This window comes from Pseudomonas sp. NBRC 111119 (genome assembly GCF_001320125.1).
In the GTDB taxonomy this organism is placed as follows: domain Bacteria; phylum Pseudomonadota; class Gammaproteobacteria; order Pseudomonadales; family Pseudomonadaceae; genus Aquipseudomonas; species Aquipseudomonas parafulva.
This window is the reverse complement of the sequence record NZ_BCAV01000026.1, coordinates 40,433-53,517: the sequence shown is the minus strand read 5'-3', so window position 1 is coordinate 53,517 and position 13,085 is coordinate 40,433. Positions and strand designations below refer to the sequence as shown.

General features: G+C 63.2%; 11 protein-coding genes and 1 pseudogene. 5 read left to right on the top strand and 7 right to left on the bottom strand.

Annotated features, from left to right (window positions below):
• Positions 1-4 precede the first annotated feature (4 nt).
• From APH25_RS11815 to APH25_RS11805, 4 genes and pseudogenes are all read right to left on the bottom strand, one after another.
• The gene (locus APH25_RS11815; protein ID WP_060482071.1) at positions 5-964 is read right to left on the bottom strand and encodes a cation diffusion facilitator family transporter; all 960 of its coding nucleotides are present in this window, start codon (positions 962-964) and stop codon (positions 5-7) included.
• 118 nt (positions 965-1,082) lie between these two features.
• On the bottom strand, positions 1,083-1,838 hold the full coding sequence (locus tag APH25_RS26255; protein WP_371262504.1) for a methyl-accepting chemotaxis protein: 756 nt from the start codon (positions 1,836-1,838) through the stop codon (positions 1,083-1,085).
• A 102-nt stretch (positions 1,839-1,940) separates the two neighbouring features.
• Positions 1,941-2,930 (bottom strand): annotated as a pseudogene (locus tag APH25_RS26250) (HAMP domain-containing protein); the annotation flags it as partial.
• 284 nt (positions 2,931-3,214) lie between these two features.
• Positions 3,215-4,567, bottom strand: coding sequence for an APC family permease (locus APH25_RS11805; protein WP_060482069.1), 1,353 nt, complete (start codon positions 4,565-4,567; stop codon positions 3,215-3,217).
• Positions 4,568-5,007: 440 nt separating this feature from the next.
• Between APH25_RS11805 and APH25_RS11800 the strand changes: the two genes are divergently transcribed.
• Positions 5,008-6,516: a YdgA family protein gene (locus APH25_RS11800; protein WP_060482068.1), complete on the top strand. Its 1,509-nt coding sequence runs from the start codon at positions 5,008-5,010 to the stop codon at positions 6,514-6,516.
• A 238-nt stretch (positions 6,517-6,754) separates the two neighbouring features.
• Complete coding sequence (gene nadA / locus APH25_RS11795; RefSeq protein ID WP_028634635.1) at positions 6,755-7,813, top strand: quinolinate synthase NadA; 1,059 nt, start codon at positions 6,755-6,757, stop codon at positions 7,811-7,813.
• A 151-nt stretch (positions 7,814-7,964) separates the two neighbouring features.
• On the opposite strand, the gene APH25_RS11790 is transcribed toward nadA, so the two are convergent.
• On the bottom strand, positions 7,965-9,401 hold the full coding sequence (locus APH25_RS11790) for a M48 family metalloprotease (protein ID WP_028634636.1): 1,437 nt from the start codon (positions 9,399-9,401) through the stop codon (positions 7,965-7,967).
• Positions 9,402-9,521: 120 nt separating this feature from the next.
• Between APH25_RS11790 and APH25_RS11785 the strand changes: the two genes are divergently transcribed.
• Positions 9,522-9,761: a sulfurtransferase TusA family protein gene (locus APH25_RS11785; protein WP_060482067.1), complete on the top strand. Its 240-nt coding sequence runs from the start codon at positions 9,522-9,524 to the stop codon at positions 9,759-9,761.
• A gap of 19 nt (positions 9,762-9,780) precedes the next feature.
• Complete coding sequence (locus APH25_RS11780; RefSeq protein ID WP_028634638.1) at positions 9,781-10,851, top strand: AI-2E family transporter; 1,071 nt, start codon at positions 9,781-9,783, stop codon at positions 10,849-10,851.
• 35 nt (positions 10,852-10,886) lie between these two features.
• Here the strand turns inward: APH25_RS11780 and APH25_RS11775 are convergent, their stop codons facing one another.
• Both APH25_RS11775 and APH25_RS11770 read right to left on the bottom strand, forming a co-directional pair.
• On the bottom strand, positions 10,887-11,360 hold the full coding sequence (locus APH25_RS11775; protein WP_060482066.1) for a peroxiredoxin: 474 nt from the start codon (positions 11,358-11,360) through the stop codon (positions 10,887-10,889).
• A gap of 12 nt (positions 11,361-11,372) precedes the next feature.
• Positions 11,373-11,933, bottom strand: a complete 561-nt coding sequence (locus tag APH25_RS11770; protein WP_009682012.1) for a glycine cleavage system protein R — start codon at positions 11,931-11,933, stop codon at positions 11,373-11,375.
• Positions 11,934-12,192: 259 nt separating this feature from the next.
• On the opposite strand from APH25_RS11770, the gene dapA reads away from it, so the two are divergent.
• Positions 12,193-13,080 carry a 4-hydroxy-tetrahydrodipicolinate synthase gene (gene dapA / locus APH25_RS11765; protein WP_028634640.1) on the top strand — a complete coding sequence of 296 codons (888 nt, stop codon included), beginning with the start codon at positions 12,193-12,195 and terminating at the stop codon, positions 13,078-13,080.
• The last annotated feature ends 5 nt before the right edge of the window (positions 13,081-13,085 follow it).

Here is a 13,085-nt window from a genome sequence, read left to right as displayed (position 1 = left end):
CGGCTTACTCAGCCCACTCCGGGTCGCCGGTAAACACCACCGTCAGCCAGCGGTTCGGGCCTTCACCGCCGAGCGCCTCGCCCACTTCGTTGCGCCAGGCGTCCCATTCCTCGATGGTTTTCGCCGCCATGCCAGCGGGCACGATGAAGTACAGCTCGATTTCCCGCGAGCGGCCCACCTTGGCGACGTAGGCACGGTACGACTGCAGCCCGTGACGGGTAACGAAGGCTTGGGCAACTGCGTCCACATGCAGCTTGAGGTCCCCGGGCGTGACCAGGAAAATCTCTGAAAATGCCTGGCGGATGACCGACATGGGCAGGGGTACGATCACCAGGCACACCAGCGCCAGAACTGCCGGGTCGATGTAAGGCGATACCCACTCCAGCGACGTACCCTGCACCGCATAGCCAAAGCAGAACGCGATGAGCAAGGCCGCCGTGATGCTGGCCGACATCACCCAGCCTTTCACATCCATGGCCACGAAATCCGAGCGCAACTGGCGGTTGGCGCGGGCTTCCACCACGGCAATGGTCACGCAGGCGATCACCGTGAGCACCGCGTACACCATGGCAATGCCAAACTCCAGGTGGCGGCCGCCTTGCAGCAGGCTGCTGATGGCATTGATCAGCGCGTAGATGGCCACGCCGCTGAGCAGGATGCCGTTGAGCGCCAACACCATGGGTTCCAGGTGCCAGAAGCCCATGGTGAAACGCTCGCGCAGCTTGCGTGACATCTGCAGGCTGGTGGCATGCGAGGTGATCAGCCTGACCACCATCAGTGACAGCCCGCTCATGCTGGCGTCGACCAGCGAATACACACCATCGAACACGATGGAGAACGACCCGGACGCCAGGCCGAAGGCGATGCCGATGGTGGCGATGAACAGGGTCACAGCGATGGAGGTCCGTAACAGGCCCTGTTCGCTGGTGATGTCGAAAAAGGTGGAGCTACTTGGGTTTTGCATAATCAGTGTGCTCAGTAAAAACGTCGGTGCTGCGTTGCTTGCAAGGCCCCCTTTGCGAGGGCGCCGCCATGCCTGTGGGAGCGGGTTCACCCGCGAAGCAGGCGCATTGGCCCACAGGCTAGACGCGGAACTGTTCCATCAGCGCCTGTTGCTGGTTGGCAAGCTGATTCAGCGACTGACTGATGCGGGCTGACTCATCGGCCTGGCCGGCCAGCGACTCGGTCACGTCGCGGATGCTGGCCACGTTGCGGTTCACCTCTTCGGCTACCGCGCTCTGCTCTTCTGCCGCCGAGGCGATCTGCAGGTTCATGTCGCTGATCACTGCCACCGCCTCACCAATACGCTGCAGGGCCGGTAACGCTTGCTCCATGCGCGCAGCGCTTTCCTGTGCCTGCTGCTGGCCGCCCTGCATGGCCCCTACCACGTCATGGGTACCTTGCTGCAAGCCTTCGATCACCTGGCGAATTTCATCGACCGACACCTGAGTGCGCTGGGCCAGCCCGCGCACTTCATCGGCTACCACCGCAAACCCACGGCCGGCCTCGCCCGCGCGGGCCGCTTCGATGGCAGCGTTGAGGGCCAGCAGGTTGGTCTGCTCGGCGATCGTGCGAATAACCTCCAGCACCGAGCCGATCTGCGCACTGCGGTTTTCCAGTTCATGCGCTTCGGCCACGGCGGCGTTCATGCCGTCGGCCAGGCGGTCGATGCCCTGGCGGGTGCTGTCGATCAACTGCAACCCATCACGGCTCGCCTGGTCTGCAGCCCGCGCCGCCTCGGCCGCCTGCGACGCGTTGTGGGCCACGTCCATCGCGGTGGCGCTCATTTCGTTGGCTGCCGTGGCGACCTGCTCGATTTCCCGGTGCTGTTGCTGCATGCCATTGCTGGTCTGGGTGGCAATGGCTGCCGACTGGTCAGCTGTGGCGCGGGCCTGCTGCAGGGAGCCTTTGACTTGGGCAATGACCGGTTGCAGCTTGTCGAGGAAGCGGTTGAACGCGCCGGTGAGCAGGCCCAGCTCGTCCTCGCGGGCGTACTCCAGGCGCCGCGTCAGGTCGCCTTCACCACTGGCGATGTCCTCCAGCCTGGCGGCTACAGCCAGGATGGGGCGTGTAACACCGCGCGCAGTCAGCCACACCAGCAGCAGGCCGATCAGTGCAGCAACCAGCCCGATCGTCAGGCTGGTGAGGTTGGCCTGCTGGCTGTGGGCCCCCAGGCGCTGGTTCAAGGCTACGGCCGGCGCCAGCAACACCGCTTGCGGCACCTCCAGCGTGACTTGCCACGGCGCGCTGCCCGGGATGGGCGCAAAGGGCTGCGTCACACGCATCACGCCGTCGGCTGCCGCTTGGGCAATCGGCTGGCCAAGCGTGTGCTCGTCGCGGCTGTTGCCGGCCAGCAAGCCGGCGGCGCTGGCAATGCTCACCTGGCCCTGGCCGTCGAACAACTCGCTGCGCCCGCTCAGGCTCAGTTGCTGCAAGGTTGCCAGGCCGATGTCCAGGCCTACGACGCCGACCACCTTGCCCCCTTCAAGCAATGGCAGGGCGATGCTGGTCATCAGCACCTGCCTGCCGTTGACCTCATCGAGGTACGGCTCAAGCATGCAGGCCTTGGCCGCCTGCTGCGGGCAGGTCAGCCAGCGGTTTTTTGCCACGCCATTGGTGCCGGTGCTGGTGTCGCCCAGCATCGACTCGGGCATGGCTTCCCGCTCCAGCATGCCAGGCTGCGGTTGCGACCAGTACAGCGAGAAGCGCCCTGTTTCATTGCTGCCAGATGCAGCATCGCCGCGGTGTTGGGTGTCCTGCTGGTCCAGGGCCTCTGGCTGGAATACCAGGTACAGGCCTATCACCTGCGGGTTGCCGGCCAGCGCAGTGCGGGCCTGCTGGGTGAGTTCGGCGCGCAAGTCGCTGCCCCCGCGATTTTTCAGGGCGCTCACCAGGCGGGCAACGCCATTGGCGTACTGGTAGGTGTTCATGAAGTAGCGCTGAATGCGCAGTGCCTGGGTGTCGGCATGGGCCTGCAGGTTTTCCCGTGCGCTGTTGTCGAGCAGCTCGGTGCTGGTCTGGTTGACCAACGCCGCGCTGCGCCGCGCCTGGGCCAGGGATGTGGCCACCAGCACGGCAACGATGGCCAGCAGGCACAGCCCGGCAAGCAGGGTGATCTTCCACTGGATGGACAGGCGGCGCAACAGCATGGGAAACCTCGTGAGTCATGGGGCAACGCCCGCGATCAGGCGCGGGCGTTGTAGTGCGGCAAGGGTCATTCGGCCACGTAGTTGGGGGGCGCTGCGCGAAACGCTTTGGTCAGCCAGGCCAGATACAGCAGCCCCAGTGTTGCCCACAGCCCGCCGAACAGCAGCGAATGCACGTTCAGGTCGAGCCACAGCGAGACGATGATGCAAAAGCCCGTGGTGGGCAGCACCAGGTACTTGAGCTGGTTGGCCAGGCCGCGACGGTTGCCCTCGCGCAGGTAGCAATGGTTGATCACCGACAGGTTGACGAAGCTGAACGCAACCAGCGCCCCGAAGTTGATGATGGACGTGGCGGTGACCAGGTCGAAGAAGATCGCCGACAGCGAAATCAGCCCCACCACCGCGATGTTCAGCACCGGGGTTTTGTAGCGCGAATGCAGGCGTGCAAAAACGCTGGGCGGGATTACCTTGTCGCGGCCCATCACGTAAAGCAGGCGTGACACGCTGGTTTGCGAGGCCAGGCCCGAAGCGATGGTGTTGATGACCGTGCACGCGATAAAGACCGACTGGAACAGCTTGCCGCCCACATACAGGGCAATTTCCGGCAGGGCAGCTTCCTGGTCATGGAAGCGTGCCATGGTCGGGAAGTAGGCCTGGATGAAGTACGACACAGTGATGAACACCAGGCCGCCGATCAGCGCGGTGAGGAAGATTGCCCGGGGGATGGTCTTGGCGGGGTCGCGGGTTTCTTCCGACAGGCAGGTGACGGCATCGAAACCCAGAAACGAAAAGCACAGGATGGTCGCGCCAGCGGCCAGGGCGCTCAGCTGGGTTTGCTGGTCGGCGAACGGCAGCAGGCTCCAGGCCGTGCCCAGGCCTTCACCCTGGCCAAGGCCGCGTACGCACAGGTAGATGAACACGGCGATGATCGCCACCTGCACACCCACGAAAAGCAGGTTGAAGTGTGCCACCAGGTTGACGCTGCGCATGTTGATCAGGCTGATGAGGGTGACAAAGCCGGCCACCCACAGCCATTGCGGTACCTCGGGGAACATGGCCGACAGGTAGAGCTTGGCCAGCAGTGCATTGACCATCGGCAGCAGCAGGTAATCCAGCAATGACGACCAGCCCACCAGAAAGCCAACATGGGGGTTGATGGCGCGCTGGGTGTAGGTATAGGCCGACCCGGACTGCGGAAAGCGCTTTACCAGGGTGCCGTAGCTCACGGCGGTGAACAGGATGCCGGCCAGGGCCAGGATGTAGGCACTGGGCACATGGCCGGCGGTGATGCCAGACACAATGCCAAAGGTGTCGAACACCGTCATGGGGGTGAGGTAGGCCAGGCCGATGATGATCACGTGCCAGAGGCGCAGGGTTTTGCGGAGCTGGCCGTGGCCAGGGGCGCTGTGTTCAGGCTGCATGCTGGCGAGGCTCCTGCAGCAGGGCCTGGGCGGCGGGCACGGTCGATTGCGCATGCGGCAAGGGCGAGCGGATGGGCTCCATGTTGTTCACCTTTTATGTTGGAGCGGCGAGGGGCGCGGTTGCGGCGCGCTGAGTGGTGAAAATAAAAAACGAAGGGTGACTGGGTGTCAAGTTAAACGTGACATTATGTGTCGTAATTGGAATATATATCGGGATAGATTACGAAGAGCCCTCAATTTAATAGGGTTTTTAGCAGGTCGTACCCAATATGGGTGTTCGTAAAAATTAACGGGCAACCTGGGATAATGGGACGGGTGGCTTCTCCGGCGTTTTCCGTTGGTTCGGAGCCAACAACCCTGCCGCGCAATGCTACTCTTCGCATTCGACGCGGCCTTGAGGCCGCCTGCACAACCCTTATGGACATCAATCGGTTCTATTCATGAAGAAATCAGTAGGCATTCTCTCCGGCTTGGCAGTCGCCATTGCCGTCGTAGCCATCGGTGGCGCCTGGTACTCCGGCAAGCGGCTGCCGGCCGAACTCGACCTCGCCCAGGCGCTCACCAACGCGCAGTTGCAGAAGGCGCTGATGACCACGGGTGGCACCATGACTGTCGAGCGTGTTTCGCTGGAGCAGCACTGGTTCAGCAGCACTGCCCGTTACCGTGTCAAGGCCCGTGACATCAACGTGGGTGAGGGGGAGATGGCGAGCTTTGAGCTAGGGGTCACCGACCAGATCGAGCATGGCCCGTTCCCGTGGTCGAGGGTCAAGACGCTTAAACTGATGCCGGTGTTGGCGGTAAGCAACAGCACCCTGGACAAGGACGACACCACTGCCGCGTGGTATGCGGCGGCCGGCGAGCGGGTGCCACTGAGCGTGCGCACCAGCCTGGGGTACGCAGGTGGCGTGGACAGCCAGGTACAGCTGGCGCCGGTCAAGGTCGACGAAGCCGAAGGCAACAGCCTGGACTTCTCGGGCATGGAGCTGCAGGTAAGCGGCAATCAGAAGGGTGAGGATTCAAGGTTCAATGGCCATGCCGAGCGCTTCGTCATGAAGCTGGTGCGTGACGACCAACCGCCTGTCACCTTCGAGCTGCAGGGCCTGAAACTCGGCGGCAAACTCGCGGCCACCGCGCACGACAATATCTACACGGGCAATGCCGACCTGTACTTGGCCGAAGCCAAGGTCACACTGGGGCCAAGGCAGCAAGTGCTGGTGATGAAGGGGCTGGAGCAGAACGCCCTGCAAACCCTTGAAAAGGGCGACAATGTAGGTGCTCGCGTCGAGTACAAGGTCGATGACATTACCTGGGATGGGCGTGCGGTCGGCAAGGGGCAACTGGTCGTTAGCATGAACTCGATCAACGCCCCCGCGTTGCAGGCTCTGTCCCTCTGGTACAAGGCGCATCTGCCGGAGTTCGAGGCAGCTTCGGCTGCAGGCCAGCCGGCGCCGCAAATCCACATGGATGCAGCCGAGAAAGCCAAGTTTCAGGCTGACTTGACCCAGCTGCTGGCGGCCAAGCCCAAAGTGGCCATCGAAGACCTGACCTTCAAGACAGCTAACGGAGAGAGCCACTTCAACCTGGCGATGGACTTTGCCGCCCCTGCCACGTTCGACCAGCCATCGGACCAGCTGGCCAGGCAGATCATCACCCAGGTAAAGGGCAAGCTGTCTTTGTCCAAGCCAATGCTGGGCGACCTTGCCACCCTGCAGGCACTGCTGGACGGGCAGACCGATGCACAGGCTATTGCCATGCAGTCGAGCCAGGCGGGTGAGATGGTCGGCATGATGGCGCTGCAGAGCGGCCTGGCTACCGTCCAGGGCAATGACGTGGTCAGTGCCTTGCACTATGCCGATGGCCAGGTCGATTTCAACGGCAAGAAAATGACCGTCGAAGAGTTCGCCATGCTGGTCACCACCCAGCTGGGCCTGCTCACGCCAGACCGCTGATTATCGGTCTGTACCCTAGTGTTCGCAGCCGACCACGCTGGCTGCGAACGCTGCCTGCCCACCCCGCAAAAACCGCTTTGGAAATCTCGGATTTGGCTGTAGCCTTCGGCGTCCATAATAATCCGCGCCCGCAGAGGGCCGTGGCGGCCTGCGCGCCGTCCGGCACCCTTAGCCGATCTGCCAGGGCCGGGTGATACACTCGATTTGACGCGCGCAGGCGCCTGCAGGTCCAGCGATCATGACCCAGATTTCCGAACGCCTGTTGGTTCAGGCCCACCTCGACGCCAAGCAGCCTCACCCGCTCACCGCCGAGCAGGAGGCCGATTACCGTGCGGCCATTGCTGCCGAGCTGAAGGCGCAGAACGCCGTGCTGGTGGCCCATTACTACTGTGACCCGGTTATTCAGGCGCTGGCCGAAGAAACCGGCGGCTGCGTGTCCGATTCGCTGGAAATGGCCCGTTTTGGCAAGAACCACCCGGCCCAGACCGTGATCGTGGCCGGTGTGCGCTTCATGGGCGAAACGGCCAAGATCCTCACCCCGGAAAAGCGCGTGCTGATGCCCACCCTCGAGGCGACCTGCTCGCTCGACCTAGGCTGCCCGGTGGAAGAATTCTCGGCCTTCTGCGACAAGCACCCCGAACGTACCGTGGTGGTGTACGCCAACACGTCGGCCGCCGTGAAGGCCCGCGCCGACTGGGTGGTGACGTCCAGCTGCGCCCTGGAAATCGTCGAAAGCCTGATGGACAACGGCGAAACCATCATCTGGGGCCCGGACCAGCACCTGGGCCGCTACATCCAGAAACAGACCGGCGCCGACATGTTGCTGTGGGATGGCGCCTGCATCGTGCACGAAGAGTTCAAGTCGCGTCAGCTGGCAGACATGAAAGCGCTGTACCCGGATGCGGCGATTCTGGTACACCCCGAGTCACCGGAGTCGGTGATCGAACTGGCCGATGCGGTGGGCTCCACCAGCCAGTTGATCAAGGCGGCCCAAACCCTGCCCAACAAGACCTTCATCGTGGCCACCGACCGTGGCATCTTCTACAAGATGCAGCAGTTGTGCCCGGACAAAGTGTTCGTGGAGGCGCCCACCGCCGGCAACGGCGCGGCGTGCCGCAGCTGTGCCCACTGCCCGTGGATGGCCATGAACACCTTGGAGCGCGTGCTTGATTGCCTGCGCAACAAGACCGGGGAAATCTTCGTTGACCCGGCCCTGGTGCCCAAGGCGATCAAACCCCTGAATCGCATGCTGGACTTCACCCAGGCAGCGCGCCTGAAACTCTCCGGCAATGCCTGACGCCAGAGCGCGTCGTCTTCTTCGCGGGTAAACCCGCTCCCACAGCCGGTATGGGTCCCCAAAGGGTGTGCAGTGCCATTAGGCGGTGCGATACCTGTGGGGCCATGCAGATGCAAACCCTGTGGGAGCGGGTTTACCCGCGAAGGGGCCCTTAGCGGCCCATCATCTCCCTTACCATGCGCTGCTGCTCCATGATCTCCCGCTGGCGCTGGTCGATCTGCGATGCCAGCGGGAAATTCCCGCCCGCGCGGCGCTTGGCGTAATCAAGCTGCTGGATCGCCTGGTCGAAATCTCCCACCAGCGTGAAGTACTCGGCGCGCGCGCGGTGCAAGCCGATGGTGTTGCCCGACAAGCCGCGCACCTCGGCCATGTCGTACCAGATGTCCGGGTCGTCCGGGCGGCTTTTGATCAGGTCGTCGAGCACCTTCTCGGCTTCGACAGGTTTGTTCTGCTTCACCAGCAAATCGGCCCGTACCTGCTTGAGTGGGTAGTTGCCCGGGTACAAGCCCTGCATGCGCTCGGCCCGCTGTTGCGCATCGCTCAGGCGATTGTTGGTGATGTCCAGGTCGATCTGCGCCAGGTTGTAGGTGATGTCGTTGGGGGCCTTGGCCAGCAAGGGCTTCAGCAGCTCCCGCGCTTCGTTCAGCTGGCCACCCTTGATCTGCGCCAGGGCAAGGCCATAGCGGGCGGCATCCAGTTTCGGGTCATCATCGAGCTGGGCGCGGAAACGCTTGGCTGCCAGACCCGGCGTGCCCTCGTAGGTCAGCGCTACCCTGGCGCGGATCAACTGGTAACGCAGGCTGTCTTCCACCCCGCCTTTGGGCGCCTGTTCGGCACGGTTGCGGGTGTCGGCAATACGCGATTCGGTCACCGGGTGAGTGAGCAAAAACTCGGGCGGCTTGGCATCGTAGCGATACTGCCGCGCCAGGCGTTCGAACATGGTCGGCATGTTACGCGGGTCGTAGCCGGCCTTTTCCAGGTTCTGAATACCGATGCGGTCGGCTTCCTGCTCGTTCTGCCGCGAAAACCGGCGCTGCTCCTGAATGGCTGCCGCCTGGGTGCCGGCGATCATGCCGATACCCGCATCCCCGGCACCGCCGGCCGCCAGCACGATACCGGCCAGCAGCGCGGCCATCATCGGCAGCTGCATGCGTTGCTGGGCTTCCACGCCGCGGGCGAAGTGGCGTTGCGACAAGTGCGCCAGCTCGTGCGCCAGCACCGAGGCATACTCGCCCTCGGTTTGCGCATTGAGGAACAGCCCACCGTTGACACCCACAATGCCACCCGGGGCGGCGAAGGCGTTCAGCTCGCGGCTGTCGATGAGGATGAACTCCAGGCGCCGATCCTGCAGCTGGCTGGTTTCAGCCAAGCGGTACACACTGGTCTCCACGTAGTCCTTGAGCTGCGGGTCGTTCAGCTGGTTGACCTGCCCGCGCAGCAGGCTGAGCCAGGCGCGGCCCAGCTGGTGCTCCTGCTGCGGCGAAACGATCGCCGAACTGGCATCACCCAGCGAGGGCAGGTCGTCCGCGTGGCCAGGAAGGGCCAGCAGGCACGCCAGCGTCAGCAGGGTAGGGCGCAGTAAATTCATGCACGAGGCTCGCGTTGGTCAAAGAGAGCTACTGTAGCGGGCTCACACGTTGGCGACCAGTGGCGCTATCCTTATCGGCCGATCATCCAGCAGCCCGGCGTTGCCCTAGGAGAACCCTGCATGAGTACCCCCCTGACCTGTGATGCCGAGCTGGACGCCAGCGGGTTGAACTGCCCGTTGCCGCTGCTCAAGGCCAAGATGGAACTCAACCGCCTGCCTGGCGGCGCGGTACTCAAGGTGATCGCCACCGATGCAGGCTCCCAGCGCGACTTCCGCACTTTCGCCCGGTTGGCCGGTCATACCCTGCTGCGCGAAACGGCCGAGGCCGGTACTTATACCTACTGGCTGCGCAAGGCCTGAGTCTTCCCAAGGATCGTCAATGTTCAAAGTGCTTCGCGACTGGGTACAGCGCTACTTCTCGGATGAAGAGGCAGTGGTGCTGGCGGTGTTGCTGTTTCTGGCCTTCACGGCAGTGCTCACACTGGGTGGCATGCTGGCGCCGGTGCTGGCGGGTATGGTGCTGGCGTTTCTGATGCAAGGCCTGGTCAATGCCCTGGAGCGCCTGCGTGTGCCCACCCGGCTGGCGGTGATGCTGGTGTTCGCCCTGTTCATGGGGGCGTTGGCGGTGGTCATGCTGGTGCTGGTGCCCCTGCTGTGGCACCAGCTGATTACCCTGTTCAACGAGCTGCCCGGCATGCTGGGCAAATGGCAGTCGTTGTTGCTGCTTTTACCAGAGCGCTACCCGCACTTGGTATCGGACGAGCAGGTGCTGCACGCCATCGAGTCGGTGCGTGGCGAAATCGGCAAGTTTGGCCAATGGGCGCTCACCTTCTCGCTGTCCAGCCTGCCGCTGCTGGTCAACGCCATGATTTACCTGGTGCTGGTGCCCATTCTGGTGTTCTTCTTCCTCAAAGACCGCGAACTGATCGGCCGCTGGGTCAGTGGCTACCTGCCGCGCCAGCGCACCCTGTTGAACCGGGTGGGCAGCGAGATGAACCGGCAGATTGCCAACTACATCCGGGGCAAGGGCATCGAGATTCTGATCTGCGGCATTGCCACCTACATCGCCTTCATCAGCCTGGGCCTGAACTATGCGGCGCTGCTGGCGCTGTTGGTGGGGCTGTCGGTGGTGGTGCCCTACGTGGGGGCGGTGGTGGTGACCGTGCCGGTGACGCTGATCGCGCTGTTCCAGTGGGGCTGGGGCGACCAGTTCATTTACCTGATGACCGTGTACGCCATCATCCAGGCGCTGGACGGCAACGTGCTTGTGCCGCTGCTGTTCTCCGAAGCGGTGAGCCTGCACCCGGTGGCGATCATTTGCGCGGTGTTGCTGTTTGGCGGGTTGTGGGGGTTCTGGGGGATTTTCTTCGCCATCCCGCTGGCGACCCTGATCAAGGCCGTGCTGGACGCCTGGCCACGGCAGGAGCCCAGTGTTTCGCCGTTGCTTTGAGCAGGATCAGGGCTGCCAGGCAGCCCTGATCATTTTCAACCCCCGTTCAGCGCCTGGGCTGCCGCCAACACGGCATCCACGTGCCCCGGCACCTTCACCCCGCGCCATTCCTGGCGCAGCACACCGTTTTTGTCGATCAGAAAGGTACTGCGGTCCACGCCCAGGTATTCCTTGCCGTACAGCTTCTTCAGCTTGATCACGTCGAACAGTTGGCACAGGGCCTCGTCCTTGTCGCTGATCAGCTCAAACGGAAAGCCCTGCTTGGCCTTGAAGTTCTCGTGCGACTTGATGCCATCGCGCGACACGCCGAACACCACAGTGTTGGCGGCGGTGAACGCCGGGTGCTGGTCGCGGAACCCCTGGCCTTCAGTGGTGCAGCCCGGGGTGCTGTCCTTCGGGTAGAAGTACACCACCACCTGCTGGCCCTTGAGCCCGGCCAGGCTCACGGTGTGGCCGCCGGTGGCCTGGGCCTGGAAGTCGGCAACGGGTTGGTCGAGTGCTACGGCCATGGGGGGGCTTCCTTACATAGGGTTCTGGGGGCGCCACGGTTCGATCAGAGCATCCAGGTTCAGCGCATCGGCAAAGTCCAGGAACTGGTCACGCAACCAGCTGATTTGGGTGCCGGCTGGCAGGATCACGGTGAACTGGGCATTGAGCATGCTGCTGCCAGTTTGCGGCGCCAGGTAGGTGTCGCAGGTCATGGCTTCGAGCTCGACGCGGTGGTCGAGGAAGAACTGGCACAGCTCGTTGATGATGTCCGGGCGGTACGCGGCGCTCACGTAGGCCACGTACGGCAGCGCCTGCGGGCGCACTTCCTGGTCGGCACTGCGCACCACGTCCAAGGTCAGGCCGTGCTTCTTGCCAAGACTGGGCAGCATGGCTTCGAGGCGCGCCAGGGCGTCCCAGCTGCCGCCTACCTGCAAGACCAGGGCGCTGGTCTCGCCGTGGCGGCTCAGGCGCGAGGTGACCACCGCGCAGCGGTTTTCGAAGGCGGCGCGGCTGAGCACGTTGGCCAGCTCCATGGGGTTGGGCCCCAAGGCGCTGATGACGAGGAATTGTTCGCGGACAGTGGGGGTGGACATGCAGCATTCCTAAAGCGATGAGCGGTCGGCGCAGGACGGGCGAAAGCCTCCTGCCGGCAGGGCCAGGGGCTCGCATGCGAGGCCATGAACGCTGGCGGGGAGCAAGGTCGACGGCCCGGCGGGCCGTGCTGCACCGATCAAAGCATCAAGGGTAGCGAAATAAGCCGCTGAGGGGAATGCTCCGCCCGCCTGCTTCGCTTGTACAAGGCCGATGCCCCCAGTACCATTACCGCTCTCTTTTTCCGGCAGGAGCAGTTACATGATTGCGGGCAGTATGGTGGCATTGGTCACTCCCATGGATGCACAAGGGCGTCTTGACTGGGAAAGCCTCGACAAGCTTGTAGACTTCCACCTGGAAAACGGCACCCACGCCATCGTCGCCGTCGGTACCACCGGCGAGTCCGCCACGCTCGATGTCGAAGAGCATATTCTGGTCATCAAGCACGTGGTCGAGCGCGTCAAGCGCAGCAACCACCACGTACCGGTCATCGCCGGCACCGGTGCCAACTCCACTGCCGAAGCGGTGCACCTGACCCAGAACGCCAAGAATGCCGGTGCCGATGCCTGCCTGCTGGTGGTGCCGTACTACAACAAGCCAACGCAAGAAGGCCTGTACCAGCACTTCAAGCACGTTGCCGAAGCCGTCGACATCCCGCAGATCCTGTATAACGTACCTGGCCGCACTTCCTGCGACATGCAGGCTGACACCGTCATCCGCCTGTCGAAGGTCAAGAACATCATCGGCATCAAGGAAGCGACCGGGGACATGGCCCGCGCCAAGGCCATCCTGGAAGGTGTCGACAGCGACTTCATCGTGCTGTCCGGTGACGACCCGACTGCCGTCGAGCTGATCCTGATGGGCGGCAAGGGTAATATTTCCGTCACGGCCAACGTCGCCCCGCGCGAAATGGCCGACCTGTGCGAGGCCGCCCTTGCGGGCAATGCCGAGAAGGCCCGCGCAATCAACGACACGCTCATGCCCCTGCACAAAGACCTGTTCTGCGAGTCCAACCCGATCCCGGTCAAATGGGCGCTGGTTGAAATGGGCCTGATGAAAAAAGGCATTCGCCTGCCACTGACCTGGCTGAGCGAAGGCTGCCACGACAAAGTCCGTACTGCCCTGCGCCAGTCCGGCGTACTGGTTTAAGAGGA